Below are 23,737 nucleotides of genomic sequence, written 5' to 3'. Positions count from 1 at the left end.
TTATTGCATACTAATTATTTATTCAGCAAAGTACAGCGCACTTCATGAAGCACATATACATCATACTTTATCTCCTGTTATTCCCTTTATCAGGGTATTCGCAATGGAATTGCTCCTTTACACATTACTCTTCGGGCGAGGGGCTTTCGCAAAACTCTGTAATGTATATACTTGAGGATAGTAAAGGGTTTATGTGGTTTGCCACGTGGGATGGCATCAACAAATTTAACGGCTATAACTTTACAACCTATAAAGCAGGTGGACATAACACCGTTAACCTCAGTAACAACCGGGTAGATTTCATGGCCGAAGATGCTTACGGCTACATCTGGCTAACCACGTATGATAATAAAGTTTACCGCTTCGATACACAGAAAGAGATATTCTTGCAGGTACCTGCCGACGAGAAAGGCAGCAACACCTCGTATACCGGAATCCGGATTCTACCAGGAAAAAACATCTGGCTATTAACCGAGTTCGATGGGGCTATTCGCGTAAAAACCAATCCCGAAACCCATGAGGTGAGTACGGAGCTTTACTCCATGCAATCCGGATTGTTTCCTTCAATGAACATTCATGATGTAAAAGAAGACAGCTCGGGAAACGAATGGTTGTTAACCGATAATGGAATAGGAAGGATAAGCCCCGACTCTATTCGCCCCACACTCTACTTTGTTGATTCACAGTCGCGCTCCCGGCAGAAACAGTCTTTTGAATGTATGTTCGAAGATGCACAGCATATTTACTTCGGTACAGGTAAAGGCCGCATTTGGATTTACGAGAAATCAACACAGAGCTTCCAATTAATGGAACTCGAATCCGATTCGGATATTATCTCTATTTGTTCTTATTCGGATAAAGATTTTGTAGTGGCTACCCGTGATAATGGTTTCTTTACCTGGAACATCGAAACAAACCAAACAGTCCATTATAAAAAGTCTACTCACAAGGATATGCCCGGCAATCGCATCGTATCTGTTTATGTTGACCGTATGAAGGAAATCTGGTTCGATATTAGCGATGCCCGTGGGGTAACACACTTCAACCCTTTTACCCAGACAATAAAACACGAAATACCTGTTATTGAGGAAGGTGGCGCTCACCGCTCGCAACCGGCATTCTTTATACACGAGGATATTAACGGATATCTCTGGGTGCATCCCTTTAACGGTGGTTTCTCGCTTTACGACAGGGAGCAAGGTAAATTGCTGCCTTTCTTCAACGAACCGGGAAAAGACAACTGGCGTTTTTCTAATAAGCTGCATTTTGTAATGTCGGACAAACAGGGAAACCTATGGATGTGCACCCACTCTAAAGGATTAGAGAAAGTGACTTTCTTGCCCGACCGCTTCCATCTGAAAACACCCCACCCGTTGAATTACGAATCATTGAGTAACGATGTTCGTTCTCTTTTCCAAGACAAAGACGAAAGGTTGTGGATGGGACTTCGCGATGGAAAGATACGGGTTTATGATAAAAACGAAGAGTTCCTGGGCTATCTTACAGCAAACGGAACATTCTCAAAGACCGGTGAACACATTCTGGGTGTTGCTTATCATATCATGGAAGATTCTAACGGCCGAATCTGGATATCGACCAAAGGTAATGGTATATACTGTTTGCAAAGTGTTGGTACACATTTTAATATACGGAATTTTACCTCAAACCCCAAAGACCTGTATAGCCTGAGCGATAACAACATCTATTGTATGCACGAGGACGCTAACGGCCGAATATGGATTGCTACATTTGGAGGCGGACTTAACTATATGGAAGAAAGAGAAAACGGTACCGTTGTTTTCATCCACCACCAGAACCACCTGAAAGGATATCCTATCGACGAATGTTACCGCGCTCGTTATGTAACTTCCGATTCGCAAGGAAATATCTGGGTGGGTACCACCTTGGGGGCTTTGACTTTCCATAAAGATTTTGTTAATCCGGAGTCTATCCGGTTCAATCATCATGTGCGTATCCCGGCCGAGCCGAACAGCCTCAGCAACAATGATGTTTACTGGATTCGCGAAACCAAAAACAAAGAAGTGTATCTTGGTACATTTGGCGGCGGACTAAACAAGTTGCTCTCGCTGAATGAAAACGGCACTGCTACCTTTCAGAAATATTCTACCGATAACGGACTGCCAAGTGATATCCTGCTTGCAGCAACCGAAGATCAGGAAGGCAACATCTGGATAAGTACAGAAAACGGACTCTGTAAATTCCTCCCCTCCGAAGCAAGAGCCGACAGCTATAAAGATGAAAACCTGGACATGCATGCCGGCTATAATGAGGCAGCAAGCGCCGATACCCGCAACGGGCAATTGCTGTTTGGTACCAGTAACGGATGGATTTCTTTTTATCCGGGTTCCATATCAAAGAGCAGTTATGTGCCGCCTGTTACCTTTTCGCGTTTGCTGATTCATAATGAAGAAGTAAGACCCGGCAAACAAAGTATTCTACAGAATATTATAAACGAAACCAGCGAACTGACCTTATCGCACAAACAGAATGTGATATCTATTCAGTATGCAGCTATCGACAATAAAGCGCCCGAAAAAATTCAGTATGCCTATATGTTAGAGGGGGTAGATACCGAATGGTCTTATGTTGACAAGCAGCGTATTGTAACATACACCAACATGGGTAAAGGGAAGTATGTTTTCAAAGTGAAATCAACAAACAGCGATGGCGTTTGGATGGATAATACCCATAACCTGGCCATAACTATACTGCCCTCTTTCTGGGAAACCCCATTGGCCTATATGCTCTATGCCTTGGGTATTATTGCCCTGTTCTTTATTACATTATATATTCTCTTCACCATCTACCGTTTAAAACACAAAGTAACTATCGAGCAGCAAGTGTCGGACATTAAGCTGCGGTTCTTCACCAATATCTCGCACGAGTTAAGAACCCCACTTACACTTATTGCCGGTCCGGTAGAATATGTATTAAAGAATACCCCGCTTACTCCCGAAGCTACAGAACAGCTGCAACTGGTAGAACGCAATACCGACCGCATGCTCAGGTTGGTAAACCAGATTCTGGATTTCAGGAAGATACAAAACAAAAAGATGAAACTGAAAGTACAACGCATTGAGCTGGTGGCTTTTGTACGTAACATCATGAATAACTTTGAAGCACTGGCCGATGAGCATGATATAGACTTCATCTTCGAACCCGAGAAGAACAACCTCTATCTATGGGCCGATGCCGATCAGCTGGAAAAGATTGTATTCAACCTCCTTTCTAATGCCTTTAAATTTACCCCGGTGGGTAAGATGATTAAGGTATATATTCACGAAAACGAGAAAACAATATCGGTAGGTGTACAAGATCAGGGAATAGGCATTGCAGCAAACAAAAAAGATTCGCTCTTTGTAAGGTTTGAGCACCTGATGGATAAAAATCTCTTTAATCAATCAAGCTCGGGTATCGGACTGTCGTTGGTTAAAGAACTGGTTGAAATGCACAAAGCAACGATTGTTGTCGACTCTGTTTTAGGCGAAGGAAGTACTTTTATAGTCGACTTTATAAAAGGGCGTGAGCATTTCGATGATGAAGTAGAATACTTGTTAACCGATTATGTTGCCGGTTCTCAAACCGATAAACAACATCCAACCGAGGCAGGAATTTTGCAGGATGTAATAGTATCGGCCGATCAGCAGGAAGACCCCAACAAGGGATTAATGCTGTTAGTTGAAGATAATGATGAGTTACGTAGTTTCCTGCGTACCATCTTTAGCGAAACCTTCCGCATTGCCGAAGCCAGAAACGGAAAGGAAGGTATTGAAAAAGCCATCAACCTTATTCCCGATATCATTATCAGTGATGTGATGATGCCCGATAAAGATGGTCTGGAATTAACCCGCGAGTTACGCAACAACCTTTCTACCAGTCATATTCCTATTATATTGCTCACAGCCAAATCAAACCTGGAAAGCAAGTTAGAGGGTATGGAGTATGGTGCAAACGATTATATTACCAAACCTTTCAGCTCTACATACCTGAAAGCACGTGTAGAAAACCTGTTATTGCAACACAAAAAAATACAGGAACTATACAGAAGCTCGTTAATGACCGCTTCGCCCCAAAAGAAAAAGGATACCCAACCAACCAACGAAATGTCGCCCAACGACCGTAAGTTTATTGATAAACTGGTTGAGCTGATGGAGGCAAACATGGATAATGGTGAGTTAATAGTAGACGATTTGGTGGGCGAACTGGCTGTGAGTCGTTCGGTTTTCTTCAAAAAGCTAAAGGCACTAACTGGGCTTGCGCCTATTGAGTTTATCAAAGAAATGCGGGTTAAACGTGCAGCTGAGTTAATAGAAACAGGCGAGTACAGTATTTCGCAAGTTTCGTATATGGTAGGTATTAATGATCCGAGGTATTTTAGCAAATGCTTTAAGCAGAAGTATGGAATGACCCCTACCGAGTATAAAGAGAAAAATCAAAATTCATAGTATGTTGTTTAAACGGAAAAGAAGTAAAGGGTACCATTACGAACTCAATAAAAGGCCTGCTCCAAGAAAAACTAAGAGAAAAGACAGAGGCGGGGCAAACGATCTATTTGTAATACTTGAGTCGATTCTTGATTTCTTCTCATCAATCTTTGCGAGTAAATGAGTAGTGAGTTTTGAGTGGTGAGTAATGAGTTGTGAGTAACCATGCGGCATCGTAAAACTCATTACTCACTACTCAAAACTCATCACTCATTAATCCCCCTTGTAATTCCAGATAGAATAGATATATATGATATGATCTTCTATTCTATAAATCACTTTATAGCCGGGATAAATAACTGTACTTCGATAGGAATATTCTCCATTTTTAAAGGCAGGTACCACTGGTCCCATATTAGGATAATTGCTAAGTATGATAATAGCTTGCTGAATATCATCTATTATTTGTGTGGTTGCTCTTTTGCCTTGTGTACGAAGATTATGATCGGTTAAATTTTTCAGCTGTTCTAATGCTTTTGGTTCCCATTTTAGCTCCATTGTTTCATCCTTTCTTTTATTTGTTGCATTACTACATCATTTGGAATACTTTTATCCGGATCATGGTTTGCTTCATTCTCTCGAATTGTTTTAATTAATTCGTCGAGTATGTGTGGCACATTTGGAACATGTGCAATTTCATGTTTAATAACTATCTCCTTCTCTTTCTTCTTTTTAGTAGTTTTTGTAACTTTTACACTTTTCACTCCTTTCAGCATCCGGATATTATCAAGCACATTTTCAATATCCACAATGTGTTCGTCTGTTCTTAAAGTAATAATTGTCTCCATGTTTTCGCGTTCATATTTCTATTCAATAGGTGCGAACAAAGATAATGAACTTTTTTATATAGAATAGACCCTAAAAACGGTTTTACAACAGGTTTTTCGTGAAAATACAATGCCAAATTGGCGTTTTAGTCCACATATAGAAACAAATAAAGGCTACCCAAAACGAGTAGCCTTTATTATCTTGTTTTAAGATTGTATTATTCTCCCGGGTGAATTGCTTCAGAAGGACAAACATCTGCACAAGTACCGCAGTCTGTACATACATCAGGATTGATAGTATAGATATCGCCTTCAGAGATTGCTTCAACTGGGCATTCATCAATACATGAACCGCAAGCAATACAATCGTCAGTAATTACGTAAGCCATTTTGTTTAAATTTAAATTAGTTATCAATTAGTACTCTTTTGTAGAGCAAAAATAAACCTTTTATTTTACTTCTCGCAATCTGCTCCTTTAAATTACTCTAATTTGTATCGCTTCTAAATAGACGAGTGGTTTAAATAACTTATCTTTGCAGCCGGAAAGAAGTTTCGCATAGACATCACAATGATTGAAACAGAAATAAGTAAACTGCTATATAAATTGAAAGAATCGGGGTCGCAGTTAGTTTTCAGGGAATTTTATAATCTCTGTTACGATCGCTTTTACCGTATTGCTTATTTCTATGCAAAGAATGAAGAGTGGTCGCAAGAGATTGTGCTTGAGGCATTTACAAAACTCTGGGAAAAGCGGAATACCCTGACCGAAATAGCCAGCATAGAAGATTATTGCTTTATCCTGGTGAAGAACATAGCACTAAACTACCTGGCAAAAGAATCACGAAACGATACCGTCTTGTTCGAAGATGGTATGGAAAAAGCATCTACCCAATCCTCGCCCGAGGAAACAATGATTTCGGAAGAGTTATTTACCGTCTATTTAAAAGCACTCAATCAGTTACCGGAGCGTTGCCGGGAGGTTTTTGTACGCATAAAGGAAGAAAAGCAAAGTTATGCACAGGTTGCCGAACAAATGGGAATCAGTACAAAAACAGTAGATGCTCAACTACAAAAGGCATTGAAAACAATAAGAGAGGTGTTGGCTTCTTATCTTTAAGTTAGATAAGGAGTGGTGAATCTTTTTATGTAATTGACATATAAATCGAAGATTTTATTTAAGTTTGCATCACTAATAATAAGAAACCAATGAACACTATACCCATAAAATTTGAGATTAAAAGTTTAGGAGCTATAAGAGACTCTTTCTTTAAATTAAAACCATTTATGATTTTTTCGGGTGAATCTGGATTAGGTAAAAGTTATATAGCTTTTCTTACTCATTATTTTTATTTGTTATTGGCAGGAAACAGATTGGAGAACTTCTTTGTTTCAAAAGGATATATTCTAGATCTTTCTACTCAAGACATAAAAGACAAAGCAGGGCTAGTACGGTTTAATCCATCCGAATTATATGATTGGGTTAATCAGGATGCGGTTCGGTATCTGGGATATATTCTGGGGCATAATTCTCTTAAGGCTGATATAAAGATTCACTGGGAGTTGAATTTGGAAGAATTCTTATTTACCTACGAAGTAGAAGTGGCTACAATAAATAATAAGGAACAACACTTCTTAAAGGTGAAATTTGAAGACCAATTTGCACGGATACGCTACACAGAGGGCAGAACTAGTTGGGGAGGAACACTCTTCACATTGCTACTAAGAGATTTTCTCCAAAAGCAATTGTTTGGTTCCGAAGATTGTATAGATGCTACTTTCTTGATGCCACCATCAAGAGGTGCATTAATAGGATTAACATTAAGCTCTCAAGATAAGATAACTGCTACTGCAGGAATGTATGAGGAATTTCTTATACGTATGGAAGAATTTCAATTCGTGGATTGGACTAGCGTTAGTGAAAACAATCAACGATTGTTAGGCATGATTACCAAGATAAATAATGGAAATCTCAAATATATTGACGATAAATTAGTTTATTCTACTCTTGAAGAAGCGCAAATGCCAGTATCTGCGGCCGCATCTTCAGTAAAAGAGTTGGCCCCTTTAGCTTTGTTTTTACAAGGAGGTCAAATTAATAGCTCTGTATTGTTCGAAGAACCCGAAGCTCATTTACACCCGCAAAAACAGGTAGAAATAGCCGAACTTATATCTGCCATAGTAATGGAAGGTGCGCATTTTCAAATAACAACTCATAGTGATTATTTTGTTCGTAAGATCAATGATCTTATTACCTTGCACAAATTGAAAGGTTTGTTATCCGAAAAAGATTTTGAATCTTTATGTAGCAAATATAACTATTCTAAAGACATTGTTCTTAATCCGGAATTAGTAGGTGCATATTTACTACAACGCAGAAAAGATGGTTCTGTTGAAATTGTGGAACAAGATACTACTCTGGGGGTTCCATATGATACTTTTCAACAAGTTATTATTGAAGATGTTAGCAATAGTCAGAAATTAAAATCAGAGTTAAACCAATTGATGCAAGGGGAATGAATCTGGATGAATTGAAAAATAACTGGAATCGGATTTTTCCTCTTTATCCTTGTGTACAGGTTTCACCTGTAACAATAACAGAATCCGGTAAGGAAGCAAAACTTACAGAGATGGTTGTAACTCCAGCTCTTTGCTTATCTTTTCAAACAGCTATAGTGAAAGATATGAAAGGTTTTTTAGGAAAGGTAACTCAACAAAAGGCCTTTAACAACGATTGCGATGGAGCCATTATCTTTGAATACAATGAAAAGTTTTATTTCTTTTTGATAGAATTAAAATCAAACTTTGATACAGGTAAGTTATTAGATGCCCGCAAACAGATAACCTCCACTTATATTAAACTTAATATTTTGTTGAATATGGTGGATGGATATGATAAATCGAAAGTAGAGTTTCGCGGATTGATAGCTTCACTCGAACCAACTTTAGATGATAAATTATGGCTCAGTAAAATGAATTTGTTGAGTGATGAAGAACCCTAAAAAAAGGATTTTGTTTTTGGAGTAAATCTGGTTACTGATGGATTTAGAATTGTTCCTGTAGATCGTTGTCTTGAAGTTAAGAATCTCCCTCTAAGCTATCATTGCATTTATGATACGCTTAAATTTCATTATTGTGGAGCACAAGCAAATACAATACACATTGATATTAGAGATTATCTCTGAAATGCACATCCGCTTTGATATTAAAAACTCTGCGTTAATCCGCAAAACTCTGCGGTTAAAATATTAGCTGGTTAACTGGTGAATCATTGCACATTCGTTGTAAATAGATTGATGATGTGTTGTACAACCACGGTTCATTCACTGTAGATAGAATGGAAAATAATAACCTGTCAATTCCGTCTGAATATGTTACACGCGTTATGCACAATTACACAGTGAATACGTTTTATTGCCGCGAAAACAGAAAGAAAAGCTCCAACAAACAGAAGGCTGCCAAAAGTAACGGTCGTTGAATTTCGTTGCAACAAAAGAAAAGAAAAGAAGAGAAAAGAAAACATCAGTAGAAAAAGATAAAAAAGAAACTGCTGATGCTGATGCTGATGCTTTAGTTGAGAGTTGAGAGTTGAGAGTTGAGAGTTACGATGCCGCATGGAACTCTCAACTCTCAACTACATGGAACTCTCAACTCTCAACTACAAATGAACTGCATTTGCACCCTAAATGAACTGCATTTGCATGCTAAATGAACTGCATTTGAGGTATAAATGAACTGCATTTGAGGTGCAAATGAACTGCATTTTTTGATTATTGGTGGCACATGAAAACTTAAAAATCTGCGTAAATCTGCTTCATCTGCGTTCATCCGCGTATCCATTCCAGGCATATAAAAGCCCCTGATGAATAATTAAATGACAATTTTTACCATTTTCGACCAAAACAAACCAAAATTGGCCAAAACTTGCATGCCCCCAATTGGCAGCTTTGTATCTTTGCGGTAACTAAAGACTTAACAAATTATGAGTATTCCAGTGAGCTATGTGGGCTACAGCCCTATTTTACCAATTAACATTTATTCGCACTCCCCCAATAGGGAGTTTTTTAATATACCCTTGTCTTTATCTGTAAACAAGCAACAATAATCATGAAGCATACAGACGAAGACCTTGATAAACTCATAGAAAAACTAGCAACCGCTACCCATTCTCCCAAAGGGAAATACACTGCGGACGAAAGCTACAAGATACTTCAGAAAACATTATTCCCCAAGAAACGTAGCTACCGGTTATTGCGCATTGCAGTATCGGCGGCAGCAGTTGTGCTGCTTTGTATAGCAGGATGGAGTGTTTACAATCACCGGCAACCAGTGAATATGATTATAGAATCTACCCTTGCCGAAACAAAGACCATACTTTTGCCCGATGGATCGGAAGTGGTGTTGAATCGCTTCACCACCCTGCAATATCCGGAAAAGTTTAAGGAAGGCGAAAGGCGAGTATCACTTACCGGAGAGGCCTATTTTGAAGTTGCCCGCAACGAACAGCAACCGTTTATTGTAGAAACAGGGCATGTAAATGTAAAAGTACTTGGAACGCAATTCAATGTCGAGGCTTATGCCAACGATCCGGAAGTAAAAACAACACTCCTTGAAGGATCGGTAGCAGTATATAACAACTTTACCGAACAAATTATACTTAAGCCTAACGAAAGTGCTACCTATAATAAAGAACAGAAAAAGCTAACCCTTAACAATGAAGAAGATGCTACCAGTGAAATTGTTTGGAGAGATGGCTCACTCATCTTTTCTAACATCACGCTGGCAGAAATTACCCGTCGGCTATCCAACCATTTTGGGGTAACTATCAGTATTGAGAATCCCGAACTTGAAACATTTAAAATGACAGGACGCTTTGTAGATAAAGAACCATTAGAAGATGTTCTTGATCTGTTGAAAGCTGTAGGAGAATTTGATTACCAAAAAACTGAACCAAACAAGATTATAATTTATTAAAAAAACTTGACTATGAAACTTAAAATGCCTCAACTGTTTCTCTTTATGATGCTTCTTGCAAGTTGTGAGAAAAACCCGGAAGAATCTCCTAAAGACGGAGTAGCCATCCATACAATCGAAGCCACAGCAAACTTCGACCTGTCTGCCCGTAAAGACTGGATTGTATATGTTGGTTCCGAGAAATATAATTTCGAGATAGAAGGCAACAAACTGTTTATCACATCTCCTCAAGGGGGATACTATCATTTTCCTTATGGGGCAAAAACCGGGAATATAATTATTCAGATGGCACCTAAAGACTATGGTAAAACAAGAACCGATGCAAAGTTACCTCCCAATTTAGAGGATCAAAGTACTGCCCTGAAATTCAGAAATTGCGATAGGTTACGGTTTGTTTACACTGGCGAGGCAAAAGAAGATTTAACCGATTTATCTGTTTATCATTTCAATTCGTTGTTAACATTCAACATTACCAATCTTCCGGTGGGAGCTAATATACATATAGAACAGGCTTACAGTCAGGATGTTATTCCATATCAGGAAGACAGTAATATAGATGCTTTCAAAGCAATTGTTTTTCCAAACAACCAGGATATGAAGTTAATAATAAATACAAATGAAAAAACATATTCGGCAATAATACCTCATAGCGCAACAAAAGTCCGCGATACAGGTATGGCCAGTGGAACAGGAAACAGCTCTATTATTAGTTTCAGTGCCGAAATTAACGACGAAGAATTGAAAATATACAACTACAAAAAACTAAACTATTCTAAGGAGTGGCCAATCAGCCAGTAAGCAACAACGTATAAGGGGTTTAGACTTTGTGTCTGCCCTTATACATTTATTGAACACCAATTATGACAGAATTCTATAAGCCCTATCCATCTTTCAGATATATAACACTGTTATTCCTGTCAGTGCTTTTGTGGGGAAACCAGCTTTACGCGCAGGATATAAATCAAAAACTAAACATCAATATAAAAGATGCCACGTTAGAAGAATTCATTAAAACGATAGAGAAATCTACCACTTACTCCTTTATTTATAGTGAGAAAATAAAGGTAACAAAGAAAATCAGTCTGAATGTACAAAACAAAACAATTGAGGAAATACTTCAGCTTGTTTTTCAAGGCGAAGCAGTAACTTACAAAATATCCGGCAAACACATACTTCTGCAAAAAAGTGTGTCGCAAGAAGTGCGCAAGTTTACAGTTAGCGGATATGTTACCGACCAAACCTCATCCGAAACACTGATTGGAGTAAACATATTAGATAAACTCAGATTCAGAGGAACAAGCACCAACCCCTACGGATACTATACCATTACACTTCCCGAGGGAGATACCGAGTTGCATTTCTCTTATCTGGGATACAACACACGGCAGTTTTCTTTTAAGCTGAATAAAGATACGCTTCTGAATATACAAATGAATACAGATAATGAGCTGGAAGAAGTTGTTATTTTATCTGATAAAGTTGAAGCGGGAATCAATGCCATCCACACTGGTGCCATCGATATCCCTATGACACAGATAAAGAACACCCCTGTAATTCTTGGCGAATCGGATGTGATGAAAACCATTCAGTCAATGCCGGGCGTGCAGGCAGGGGTCGACGGATCGGCAGGACTGTATGTGCGGGGAGGCAGTCCCGATCAGAATCTTATTTTACTGGATGGCGTTCCTATTTACAATGTAGACCATTTACTTGGTTTTTTTTCTGTCTTTACGCCCGAGGCCATCAAGAAAGTAACACTGTTTAAAAGCTCCTTTCCGGCCAGGTTTGGCGGACGTCTCTCGTCGGTTATCGATGTACGAACCAACGATGGAGACATGAATAAGTATCATGGATCGTTAAGTATAGGCCTGTTAACCAGCCGTTTTAATCTGGAGGGACCTATTGTGAAAGATAAAACTTCGTTCAACATCTCTTTGCGGCGTACATACTTTGATTTGGTTAGCCGCCCTTTTATGAACGAAGATGTGGACGTTGGGTATTATTTTTATGATATCAATGCCAAAGTAAATCATAAGTTTTCCGATAAAGACAGATTGTTTTTTAGTTTTTATCATGGTAATGATTACTTGGTATCCGACTTCAGCGATGAATGGGGAAGCGATACAAACTTAACCTACTCTAAAGACAAAGGAACAGCAAGATGGGGAAACCTTGTTGCTGCTTTGCGCTGGAATCATATAATTAACAACAAACTGTTTAGTAACACTACATTGGCCTTCAACCGGTATCATCTGAATATCGACACCAAATCTACCACTAAATATAAAAACAATCAGGCCACTTATCATACTAAATACGATTCGGGCATACACGACCTTTCGTTGCAAACCGATTTTGATTACACACCCAGCCCCAAACATCACATAAAGTTTGGAGGCGGTTATTTGTTTCACAACTTTAAACCCGAAACAATAAATACCAAAATATCTCTTGTTGAAGACGGCTTAAAGGAGGATACACTTTTTAGAGCCAACTCGAACAGCCAGCTCTATGCGCACGAACTGTCTTTGTATGCTGAGGACAATATCAACCTTAGCCCCAAGCTACGCACCAATATTGGTTTGCATGCCTCGGCATTCTTTGTACAGGGAAAAGCTTATTTCTCTTTGCAGCCCCGTTTTGCAGCCCGTTACCAGATTAAAAAGAATGTGGCGCTGAAAGCCTCTTATTCAAAAATGAATCAGTACATAAACCTGCTCACCTCTGCCCCCATTTCCATGCCTACCGATTTATGGGTACCGGTAACCAAAAAGATTAAACCCATGAATGCACATCAGTACTCTATTGGTGCATACTACACAGGCATACCCGGATGGGAGTTTTCGGCCGAAACCTATTACAAAAACATGAACAATGTATTGGAGTATAAAGACGGAAGCATTGTTATGGGCAACTCGTCGAGCTGGGAAACAAAAGTAGAAATGGGTAAAGGCCGATCGTATGGTATAGAGTTTATGATACAACGTACTGTAGGCAAAACCACCGGATGGCTATCGTACACATTGGCTAAAAGCGACAGGAAGTTTGCAAAAAACGGCATCAACAACGGCAAACGTTTTCCTTTTAAATACGACAGGCGGCACAACATAGACCTGATGTTGAATCATAAATTCAGTAACAAAATAGATGTAGGAGTATCCTGGACATTTATGTCGGGGGCAACAGCCACTCTGGCACAAGAGGTTATTGCAGTTCCTCGGCCCGATGGTCCTGCAACCATTAATTACTGGATAAACCCCACAAACGATTTACACTTTGAAGATTATATTGAAAGCCGCAACAATTACCGGTTGCCACCCACACACCGGTTGAATGTTGGTGTTAACTTCCACAAGAAAACCAAACGTGGTTTCAGAACCATCAATGTAAGTGTGTACAATGTGTATAATGCCATGAATCCTAATTTTGTGAACAAAGCAGGCTATTTTGATGGAGAAACAGGAGAATACGAGCAGGTTATAACCAAGCTGACCATTTTACCTTTTTTTCCCTCAATTACCTATACCTATAAATTTTAACGTTATGAAGAAGCATATAGTAACTCTTTTTCTGCTGTTATTGTTGTTGCTAACAGCCTGCGAAAACGATATCCCATTCAGATCGGAAGGAATATCGCCTAAACTAACCATGAATGGGTTTATCAATACCGATAGCCCCACCAACATTCTATACCTCAACTATACAGGGAAAATAAATATTGGTCATGTAGACGATGCAACAGTCGAAGTTTATATTAACAACGAACTGAACGAAACTGCCGAAGCAATAATACCGGAATATGAATACGACAAGCAAAAAAGATTCAGCCTGAAAAGTCGTTTCAAACCAGGCGATAAGGTGCGTATTGAAGCACGTACGGCAGATGGCAAACATCATGCATGGGTAGAAGAAACAGTTCCCGATAAAATGGATATCCTTCAGTTAGATACCATCAATGTAACACTCTCCATGAACGACATGTACTCTATATTGAAAAGAATATTTGTTTTTATAACGTTCAAAGACAGGGAGAATGAAAAGAACCATTACCGGATTGTTGTTGAACAGCATAAAGCCATTAAAGGTGTTTCGTACGAAGGAAACGACACAATTGCTTACGAAACGGCCAGAGAGTTTTGGCCATGGAACGACTTGGTATTGACCGAGGGTCAACCGGCAACCCCCGAAGAACTGGATAATGGATTGTTTGAACGGGTAGAAAACAAATACGGCGTGTTCGATGATAATATGTTTCAAAACAAAGAATACACAATGACGGTACAAACCTGGTTTACAAACTTTTACCGTCATTATAGCTTTATACCCAAAACATTGGATGCCTATCTTACAGTACGTTTATTAAGCATAACCGAAGCCGAATATTACTACCTGCGAACCCTCAACCACATAGACTCGGATATATACGAAAATTATCTCGACGGCCCTCCTATAATACCGGGAAATGTAAAGAATGGTGTAGGCATAGTAGGATTCAGCTCGGAAAGCGCAATAACAATACCTGTTATAAAGGACTTGAAAATAGATGTATACGAAGAACCCTCTTGGGATTAATTATATTAAAAATTAAAAACTAAACGCAATGAAACAAGTATTCTCTTTTTTGTTCTGCATCTCTTTTTGCTGTATAGGATGCAGTAAAGACGATGTGAACCCAGACTTTGAGGTACCAGAGTTAACCTCTTTAAACTCCATTAGTTTTACCGTTAATACCGCCAATGAGCGAAACCTTTTTATTTATGCCGGTGGCGAATATGTTGCCATTGATTGGGGCGACGGAACAGAAAACAAATATCAGATTCCCCACAACGAGCAATGCATGCATCGGTACAGGGCATCGGGTACATATAACGTTAAAATATGGTCGGAGCATCTTACCTTTTTAAATCTATCATCGTTGATGCAAGACATCACCAACCTCGAAGTAGATAACTGTCCGGTACTGGAAAGCTTGATGCTTGATGGTTTTTCGGATATCGAACACTTTAAGCTAGAGGGTTGTCCGCGTTTAACCCACCTGAACCTTGGTAACTGGGAAAATCTAACATCGCTCAACATCAGCAAGTGTACTGCATTAAAACAGTTCTATTGTTATACACATCCCAAACTAACATCGCTGGATTTATCGGCACATAAAAAACTGGAAAACCTAACTCTGGCTTTTGTTGGGCTCGAAGAACTAGATCTGACCCACAACACCGAACTGATAGATTTAAGTATTCAGGCAGTAAAAATAACAACGCTGGATGTAGAGAAGAATAAAAGACTAGCTTATATTTACTGTTACCAAACCGATTTGGAAGAACTGAAGATAGCAGAGAATCACTTGTCTGTATTGATGGTTGCAAACAACAAACTTAAAACATTAGACCTCAGCTTATATCCCGACCTTTATGAACTACGGTGCGATGGAAACGAATTAACCAGTATCGACCTTACTCCATGTCCTTACATTCATGCTTTTTCGGGTATGCATAACCAGTTAACGGAACTAAAGATACCCGAGAAATCCAGATTAGAACAAGTGTACATCAGTTCGAATGCATTCGGCGCCGAAGCACTAAATGCTATTTTTACTGCACTCCCCAATGCTCAGGTTAAATACCCTAACTCAAGAGCTCTCCCTCCACCCCGGTATAGCAGTATACAATATAACTTCAACCCGGGTGCAGAAGGATGTAAAAAAGAGATTATCACTAAAAAAGGATGGAGAATAACGGTAGAGAAGCAATAGAACCATGTGGTGATTTTATTGTCTACTGAGAATCAAAGTATTACAGTACCAACGTTTTTTTACCCTTGAGAAAAAAGTATCACGCCTGTGGTACAAAAGTATCACGCCTGTGGTACAAAAGTATCACAGGCAAGGCACAAAAGTATCTTAGGCAAGATACAAAAGTACCACAGGGAAGATACTATTCAACACCCCAGTCGCTTCGCTGGGGGTTATTCAAATTGAATCCCAAAGGGATTCCCTGATGTATGAAAAATAATAGAAAAAAAACAATCACCCCGGTGAGCAAAGTAACCGGGGTGTTGATTTACCTAATACTCAGGATTCTGTATTAACAATTTATTCTTATTCATTTCGTCCAGTAATATTGGAAGTAGATAAGCTTTATTGTTCCATGATCTTTCCTGAACTTCGGTCACTGTATAAATTGGTTGGGTACTTCCGTATGGATAACGGATGTCAATACCTTGCGCATTTTTGAGTACATCGGGTGCAATCATCCAACGCCGGATATCAAAGAAGCGGTGTCCTTCGTACGAGAGCTCAATTCGGCGTTCGTTGCGGTAGCGTTCTTTCAGGGCTGCACCCGTCTCACCAGCAGGAATATCGGGCATTCCAGCTCTTTCACGGATAAGGTTCAGCTTTTTAATAGCTTCGTCTTCTTCACCCAGTTCCAAACATGCCTCTATGTAGTTAAGCAACACTTCTGCGTAACGTATCTGACGGTAGGGATAGCTTTGTATCTCGTATTGATGGTTGACGGCAGGGTCTAGGAATTTACGCATGTAATATCCCGTATATGTACCGTTCCAGTCTTCAATAGGCCCTTGACGGGTGTCGAGGCCGGGTGTATATGAACCGTTTGCGTTTTCGTAAAAACCAGTTTGAACAATGCCAACAGGATCGGAACCAATTACGTCGTCGGGCCGTTGTCGCCAACTTGCGCCATCATACAATATATTGGCATAGAAACGAGGGTCGCGACCAGTGTATGGACTGGCCTTTTGTGCCAGATTGTTCCAATCGAATTTAGTTCCATCGATATTCTCGTAAGCATCAATGTATTGACCAATTGGGGTATTGCCTCCCCATCCGTGAAATCCATTCGGACTATTGAATAATCCAACTCTTGGTTGCTGGAAATCACCGCTTCCATGGTTTACATAATCGTAGTAAGTAAGCATGATGTCCTCGCTGGTACCGTGATTCAGGAAGATATTGATGTAGTTATCAGTTGCCTCTTGTGGGTTAGTATATACTTTCTGACCATGCAATCCGTACATATTCAGTTCCATCACGTCTTTGGCAGCATCTCTTGCTGCTTCCCAACGGGCTCTGCGGTCACCACTTGTATAACTCACTAATTCAGGATTCTCATAGCCTGCCGACCATGAAGCATTCGAATTGAACAAGTCGCTTGCTGCATATAGTAACACCCTTGACTTTAGAGCCAAAGCAGCACCTTTGCTTGCGCGGGCTTTATCGGTAGATGTATTCAAGATTCGGGCAGCCTCATTCAGGTCGTCAACAATAAATTTAACTGTTTCTTCGAGTGTATTACGGGCTACCAGCAATTCATCGGATGTGGTATAGGATTTATCAATCAGGGGAACTCCACCGTGCATGCTCATCAGCCAGAAATAGAAATAGCCACGCAGATAGTGAACTTCACCTTTCAAACGGTTTATTTCATCACCTTCAAGATTGTACTTCTCTACGTTTTCGAAAAAAGCATTGCAACTGCGGATATTCTTATACAGCTTGTCCCAAGAGAGGTTGTGATAAGCCATAATCCAGAAATTGGGGCCAAGGGCACCTACATAACTAGGACTTATCTCACTCTTCAGGATGGGTTGGGTTTCCCATGCCCACACTTCCATAGACTCATCGCACAAAGAAGACAACATCAGGGTATGGAAGCCGTAATATTGTCCCAGATAGATGTTATTGACAAAGGCAGAAACCAAAGCAGGGTCCGACCATACTGCAGCATCCGAATATTTGTCGAGCGGGTCAACTTTCAGGAAGCTATCGCTACATGAAGTTATAAACAACAGGATTGACAGAATATATATATTGATTTGTTTCATGGCATATGTATTAAAAGGTTACATTTAGTCCTACATTCACAATTTTATTCAGCGGGTGGTTGTAGCCTCTACTGCTGGTGTTTTCCGGATCGTAGTCTTTCATATCCGGACTGAATGTAAATAGATTATGAGCATTCACATAGACACGTACATGTTCGATATTCACCCGCTTGGTCAATATTTGAGGTAGTGTATAGCCCAGTTCAATGTTTTTCAACCGAATATAATCACTCTTGTGTACCCAGAAGGTGTTTTCCTGATTTATCCAATACTCATTAGAGCGATTATATGTACGTGGAAAGCTTGCGGTCGGATTATCTTCTGTCCATCGCTTATTATAGAAACTCTTCAGGAAGTTCCCAAAATCTCCCGACTCGGTACTTTGATAGAACACGCCACCGGCCGCTCCTTGAAACAATACAGAGAGGTCGAAGCCCTTATACGCCAAGTCAATAGTCAGACCACCCGTGAAAGTTGGATTTTTGCTTTTATCCATACGTACACGGTCGTTGCCATCAATTATACCGTTATCGTCGTAATCTTCGAAGATAATATCACCCGGACGGGCGCCTGCCCAATGTGGCATAGAATTTACATGATCCCAATCCCTGAAAATTCCAATGGCATTATAGTATAAGCCAGCATCAATTGGACTGCCGGTCGACTGTTGATAGTTGGGCACACCGGGAGCCTCGTCCCAGAAAATAATTTTATTTTTGGCATACACACCGTTTATACCCACTCCTAATGTTAAATCGTTGAAGCGTTTATGGTAGCTGAGACTAAAGTCAATCCCTCTATTTCTTACTTTACCAAGGTTTTCGTCGGGCAAACTCAAACCGGATGTTCCCGGAACAGAGGCGTTGCGCTTCCACAGAATGTCTTTACGTTTGTTGATAAAATAGTCTGCAGTAAAAGCTAAATCACCATCGAGGAACTGAAGGTCGAGCCCAATGTTTTGTTGTGTCGCTTTTTCCCAAGTTACATTACTGTTGGGTGCAACACCTTCACGCAAGGCTTGATTATTGCTCGCTCCACCGTTGGTAATGTACATCAGGTTATTGTAGTCATACGATGTGAGATATTGATACGGATCAATCAGGTCATTTCCAGTTTGTCCCCAAGAAGCCCTTATTTTGGCAAAGCTGACAACTGGTTTAAGTTTTTCCCAAAATTTTTCTTCCGAAATAACATATCCCAGAGATACACCGGGGAAGAAACCAAACTTATTGTCATCATCAAAGATATACGAACCCTGATATCTCCACACAAATTCGGCCAGATACTTCGATTTGTAACTGTAGTTCACCCTTCCGAAATAATTGAGACGGGCCTCTTTATACGCTTTTCCAGTATTGTTGATTTCATCCTGTCCTCCAGCAAACAACTGGTCGATGGCAGTGGAGAGGAAGTATCTGCGAAAAGCCTCGAACGAATCGCCTCCTCCAGTAATGCGTTCAACACCAGCCATAACATTGATGGAATGATCCGAAGCAATGGTTTTATTGTAGTTCAAAAAACCGCTCAACAAAATATTGTGGTTATCCTCTGCATTCTCGGTCAGTCGCGGGTCGCTGAATCCCTTTTTCCCTTCTACCAAAACCGGTTCTCCGTTGGCATCGTGCGATGCACCATCCCACGAATAAAGGTACCAGGGAGTTTCCCATCTTTTACGGAAACGGAAGGTTTTATCTAATGAAGCTGTTGCTTTTAAGGTCAAACCATCCACATAGGGAACTTTGACATTTATGCCGAAATCGCCATTTACCACATAGCGTTTGTCCTTGTCGTACCCTGTAGCATCGGTTACAATGACTACTGGATTATCGCCAAACTCAATATCAGGTCCCGGCATACCATTTGGCCAATAAGCAGGCATATTGGGTTTAGAACGCATCAACATGCGGAAGATATTTTCGGCCGAACGCATAGGATATTGACGTTTTTCCATACGCCCCGAAGCATTCATGTAGACATCGATGTACTTATTGAGCTTCCAGTCTAAGTTGACCCGCAGGTCGTACTGATCGTACGAAGTAGCTCCTTTTTTATAAATGCCATCCTGCGTTTTGGCAGAAAAGCTAACGAAATAATTCATATTTTCCGTACCACCTTCAATCGTTGCATTGGCATTGGTTTGGGGCGACCACGAGCGCAATGTTTCGGCAAACCAGTCGGTGTTGGGGTACGACCAAGGGTCGGAACCGTCACGGAACTTCTGAATTTCCTCTGGAGTGTACCGTTCGGTTTGCCCGGCGTATTTGTCGATTTCATTCAACAATGTACCATATTCGGCAGAGTTAGCCATTTCGGGTATCTTCGTTGGGCGGGAGTATCCCTGATTAATAGAAAACTTAACCGTTGGTTTACCTTTCTGGCCCCTCTTCGTTGTAATCAGAATCACACCATTGGCTGCCTGAGCACCATAGATAGCAGCAGAAGCGTCTTTCATTACCGAAATAGTTTCGATAGAAGCAGGGTCGATACGTTCGAGCGAACGACCGGGAACACCATCGACTACAACTAATGGATCGGCTTTGCCAAACGTGTTCACACCACGTATACGAAGCGTTGAGCCATCGTAGCCGGGCTCGCTATTGTTGGATATAGCAACCACACCGGGCATACGTCCAGCCAAACTGTTACTGACATTCATTGCCGGAGATTTTACGATTTCAGTTCCTTTGACACTGGTCACAGAACCAGATAAGGTCGCTTTCTTCTGAACGCCATACCCCACAACCACCACTTCGTCGAGTATTTCGGTGGCTTCTTCCAAAACAATAGCCATGTCTCTGCCGAAAACAGCTTTTACTTCTTTTGTTTTATAACCGATGAAGCTGATTTCCAACACCGCATCCGACTGCACAGACAGGTTGAACTTCCCATCTATGTCGGTAATCGTACCATTAGAGGTACCTTTTGCTTGAATGCTAGCCCCGATAATTGTTTCGCCTGCCGGGTCTTTCACTGTACCTGTTGCCACTTGTTGTTGTGCAAAGACAGGAATCGTCATGAACACGAAAAGAATGCAGAGGCAGAGAAGCCTCGGCCATTTTTTGTAATTAATCATAAGCAATAGTATTAAAGTTAAAATAACATCAATATGTTTCTATTAAAATTGAGTTTGTTGGAAGTCCTTCGGATGATACGGTTAGTTGAATCTGACCTTTTTCTTCGGTAGGTTGAACGATAGCCATCGCCCTTCCCCGGAAGGTGCGGGGTGTTAATGAGCGGAAACTTTCCATATCATCGTATCCACCGTTACCGGAAGCAATTACTCGACCATTTCCACTGGATGTTATGGTAACCGGAAGCGTTGCATCGGGCACTAGATTTCCATCTTTATCTACAATCTCTATTTTGACATAAGATAAATCGTTCTTATCTGCTGTTATGCGATTACGGTCTGCTGTTAACCGGATAGCAGCAGGAACACCAGAAGTTTTCAGTATGGTCGATGCTGTTTCCTTTTTATAGTTCACATTCACTGCTTTCAACTCGCCGGGTTTGTAGTTTATTTCGAATGTAGCAGTGTACAACTCGGGATGAACCTCTTTCTCGCCAATTAAAACGTTATCCTGATACAATCTTACTTTAGGCGAGCGACTATAAACGTTTACGCGCATGGGCTGACCCTCCAAACCGGGCCAGTTCCAGCTCAATAATTCGTCTGTCCATCCCCAGCCGTTCACTATTTCGTTCTTCCCCTGAGCCACCGGACGGCGTACAGCCATAGCTATTTCACGTTCTCTCCAAACAATGTCGCGATAATAAGACTGCGGTTTTTTGTCACCGCAGAGGTCAATATCTCCACACCAGCCATTATACCAAGGCCAGCTCATAAATTGTGGGTCTCTTTCTTCCGATGCCAGTTCCAATGCATGTGCCAGACCAGCTTCGCCCAGGTAATCAATGGATGTCCAAACGAAATCGCCAATGATATACGGATGCTTTTCTACCAGGTTCCAGTTTTGAGCTGCTTCTTTCGGATAAGATTCGCTTCCATAAACAATACGTTTCGGATCAGCCTCATGATCGCTTTCATATTTGCGCCATACATAATTATATCCTGCTATATCTACATTCTTAAATGCTCGGTGAGCATCTTTATCCCAAGTAAAGTGGCGTCTATCCCAAAAGTCATTGGCACCTATTGTAGTAAAGCGCGAATCATCATACTTACAGATGGTATTTACCAGCCTTTTAGAAATTATATCTCCCTGAGGTTCATCGGCACGCTGAGCTACCTCGTTACCAATGCTCCACATAATGATGGAAGGATGATTGCGGTCGCGACGAACAGATGCTGCCAGATCTTTATCGCTCCATTCATCAAAGAACTGAGCATAATCGTTATCGCGCTTGGATTGTTGCCATTGGTCGAAGGTTTCATGAATAACCAGCATTCCTAACCTGTCGCATGCTTCCAGAAAATACTCGGACACTTGATTATGGGCGCATCGCACAGCATTGTATCCATTGGCTTTCATCAATTCCACTTTCCGCTCTTCGGCCCGGTTGATGGTTACTGCACCTAGTAAACCGTTATCGTGGTGAAGACATCCGCCTTTTAGCTTAATTGATTTACCATTAAGCTGGAAACCTTTCTCTGCTGATACATCAATTGTTCGGATACCAAAAGGAACAGTGATTTTATCATATTCTTTCTCGTTCGATGAAACAGTCACTTCTGCAGTGTATAACACAGGAGTATCTACCGACCACAACTCAGGGTTCTTAATTGTGAAAGAAGTAGCAACAGGTGTTTCTGCATCCATCGTCAGTTTCCGGGATACAGTGGCGACCTCTTTGCCTGTTGGAGAATAGACTTTAATCTGTAAATCGGCAATAGCCTGCTGTTGCTTTTGATTATGTACTATTGTAGAGAATTGCACCAGTGCATCTTTACCTTTAAGTTCGGAAGCATCAAAGAAAGTATCCCATTCGTCCAGGTAAATTTTATTGGTTCTGATTAGCCAAACATGGCGGAATATACCAGAACCCACATACCAACGACTGTTCAGTCCTGTATTGATTGCTTTAACAACAATGGTATTTTCAACACCCGGAGCATGGCAATAACCAGTTATATCAATCCGGTAGGATGTATAGGCGTAAGGGTTATAATAGACTTTTTTGCCATTAATCCAAACTTCGGATTGGTTGGAGATACCCTCAAAGTAGAGAATAAGTCGTTTCTCAACATCTTCGGGCGAAAGGATAAACGTTTTTCTGTACCAGCCTTCACCACCAATGGTTTGTCCGGTATCCCAGTTCCCCTCGCTCATGCGCGAGAATGGTCCCACAGTGATACCATCGCGTTGCACAGGTAGCGGTTCAACACTCCAATCGTGGGGTAGTTCGAGAGTTCTCCACTTGCTGTCATTGTACGATGGTTGTTCGGCGTTCGCTACGCTTCCAAGCTGGAATTTCCAATCTTTATTAAAAAGGATTTTGCGCCCGGATATCTGTGCGTTTCCCGCTACATGAATGGTGGCTAACATAATTAGGAATACAAAAAGTGATTTCTTTGCTTGTTTCATGAATATAAGATTTGATTTTGATCATAACATGAGTCAAGCAAAAGAAGCAATATCTGCTCAGCAAGAAGGGGTTGAAAAAGGTCACAGGGGTATTAAAATCCTGTC

15 protein-coding genes are annotated in these 23,737 nt (G+C 40.6%); 9 read left to right on the top strand and 6 right to left on the bottom strand.

Annotated elements, in window-relative coordinates; translation table 11 throughout:
- Positions 1-44 precede the first annotated feature (44 nt).
- Positions 45-4,466 (top strand): hybrid sensor histidine kinase/response regulator transcription factor, encoded by a 4,422-nt coding sequence (locus D0T85_RS03635; protein ID WP_163210348.1) that lies wholly within the window; start codon positions 45-47, stop codon positions 4,464-4,466.
- Between the two features lie 252 nt (positions 4,467-4,718).
- Here D0T85_RS03635 and D0T85_RS03630 read toward each other — a convergent pair whose 3' ends face one another.
- The 3 genes from D0T85_RS03630 to D0T85_RS03620 all read right to left on the bottom strand — a co-directional run bounded on the left by D0T85_RS03630 (position 4,719) and on the right by D0T85_RS03620 (position 5,661).
- Positions 4,719-5,003, bottom strand: coding sequence for a type II toxin-antitoxin system RelE/ParE family toxin (locus D0T85_RS03630; RefSeq protein ID WP_163210346.1), 285 nt, complete (start codon positions 5,001-5,003; stop codon positions 4,719-4,721).
- The gene (locus D0T85_RS03625) at positions 4,994-5,293 is read right to left on the bottom strand and encodes a hypothetical protein (protein WP_163210344.1); all 300 of its coding nucleotides are present in this window, start codon (positions 5,291-5,293) and stop codon (positions 4,994-4,996) included. Before D0T85_RS03625 ends, D0T85_RS03630 begins: the two co-directional genes overlap by 10 nt.
- Before the next feature lie 197 nt (positions 5,294-5,490).
- Positions 5,491-5,661: a DUF362 domain-containing protein gene (locus D0T85_RS03620; RefSeq protein WP_163210343.1), complete on the bottom strand. Its 171-nt coding sequence runs from the start codon at positions 5,659-5,661 to the stop codon at positions 5,491-5,493.
- A 180-nt stretch (positions 5,662-5,841) separates the two neighbouring features.
- Between D0T85_RS03620 and D0T85_RS03615 the strand changes: the two genes are divergently transcribed.
- The 8 genes from D0T85_RS03615 (at position 5,842) to D0T85_RS03580 (ending at position 15,996) form a co-directional block, all read left to right on the top strand.
- Positions 5,842-6,390, top strand: a complete 549-nt coding sequence (locus D0T85_RS03615) for an RNA polymerase sigma-70 factor (RefSeq protein WP_163210341.1) — start codon at positions 5,842-5,844, stop codon at positions 6,388-6,390.
- A gap of 89 nt (positions 6,391-6,479) precedes the next feature.
- Complete coding sequence (locus D0T85_RS03610) at positions 6,480-7,790, top strand: AAA family ATPase (RefSeq protein ID WP_163210339.1); 1,311 nt, start codon at positions 6,480-6,482, stop codon at positions 7,788-7,790.
- Positions 7,787-8,272, top strand: coding sequence for a hypothetical protein (locus tag D0T85_RS03605; RefSeq protein ID WP_163210337.1), 486 nt, complete (start codon positions 7,787-7,789; stop codon positions 8,270-8,272). The genes D0T85_RS03610 and D0T85_RS03605 overlap by 4 nt, the downstream gene beginning before the upstream one ends.
- A 1,105-nt stretch (positions 8,273-9,377) precedes the next feature.
- Positions 9,378-10,244, top strand: a complete 867-nt coding sequence (locus tag D0T85_RS03600) for a FecR family protein (protein ID WP_163210335.1) — start codon at positions 9,378-9,380, stop codon at positions 10,242-10,244.
- 12 nt (positions 10,245-10,256) lie between these two features.
- Positions 10,257-11,042, top strand: a complete 786-nt coding sequence (locus D0T85_RS03595) for a hypothetical protein (RefSeq protein ID WP_163210333.1) — start codon at positions 10,257-10,259, stop codon at positions 11,040-11,042.
- A gap of 62 nt (positions 11,043-11,104) precedes the next feature.
- Positions 11,105-13,783, top strand: coding sequence for a TonB-dependent receptor (locus tag D0T85_RS03590; RefSeq protein ID WP_163210331.1), 2,679 nt, complete (start codon positions 11,105-11,107; stop codon positions 13,781-13,783).
- A gap of 4 nt (positions 13,784-13,787) precedes the next feature.
- On the top strand, positions 13,788-14,816 hold the full coding sequence (locus tag D0T85_RS03585) for a DUF4249 domain-containing protein (RefSeq protein WP_163210328.1): 1,029 nt from the start codon (positions 13,788-13,790) through the stop codon (positions 14,814-14,816).
- 28 nt (positions 14,817-14,844) lie between these two features.
- Positions 14,845-15,996 (top strand): leucine-rich repeat domain-containing protein, encoded by a 1,152-nt coding sequence (locus D0T85_RS03580; protein ID WP_163210326.1) that lies wholly within the window; start codon positions 14,845-14,847, stop codon positions 15,994-15,996.
- A gap of 311 nt (positions 15,997-16,307) precedes the next feature.
- On the opposite strand, the gene D0T85_RS03575 is transcribed toward D0T85_RS03580, so the two are convergent.
- Genes D0T85_RS03575 through D0T85_RS03565 form a run of 3 tightly spaced genes read right to left on the bottom strand, consistent with a single transcriptional unit; the run spans position 16,308 to position 23,632 of the window.
- Positions 16,308-18,086, bottom strand: a complete 1,779-nt coding sequence (locus D0T85_RS03575; protein WP_163210324.1) for a RagB/SusD family nutrient uptake outer membrane protein — start codon at positions 18,084-18,086, stop codon at positions 16,308-16,310.
- A gap of 10 nt (positions 18,087-18,096) precedes the next feature.
- Complete coding sequence (locus D0T85_RS03570; protein WP_163210322.1) at positions 18,097-21,159, bottom strand: TonB-dependent receptor; 3,063 nt, start codon at positions 21,157-21,159, stop codon at positions 18,097-18,099.
- 28 nt (positions 21,160-21,187) lie between these two features.
- The gene (locus D0T85_RS03565; RefSeq protein ID WP_163210320.1) at positions 21,188-23,632 is read right to left on the bottom strand and encodes a glycoside hydrolase family 2 TIM barrel-domain containing protein; all 2,445 of its coding nucleotides are present in this window, start codon (positions 23,630-23,632) and stop codon (positions 21,188-21,190) included.
- Positions 23,633-23,737: the final 105 nt, after the last annotated feature.

It is taken from the genome of Bacteroides sp. 519, from assembly GCF_010500955.1.
In the GTDB taxonomy this organism is placed as follows: domain Bacteria; phylum Bacteroidota; class Bacteroidia; order Bacteroidales; family Bacteroidaceae; genus Bacteroides.
Note: the sequence above shows the minus strand (reverse complement) of the source record. Positions and strands in the feature narration are given on the sequence as shown.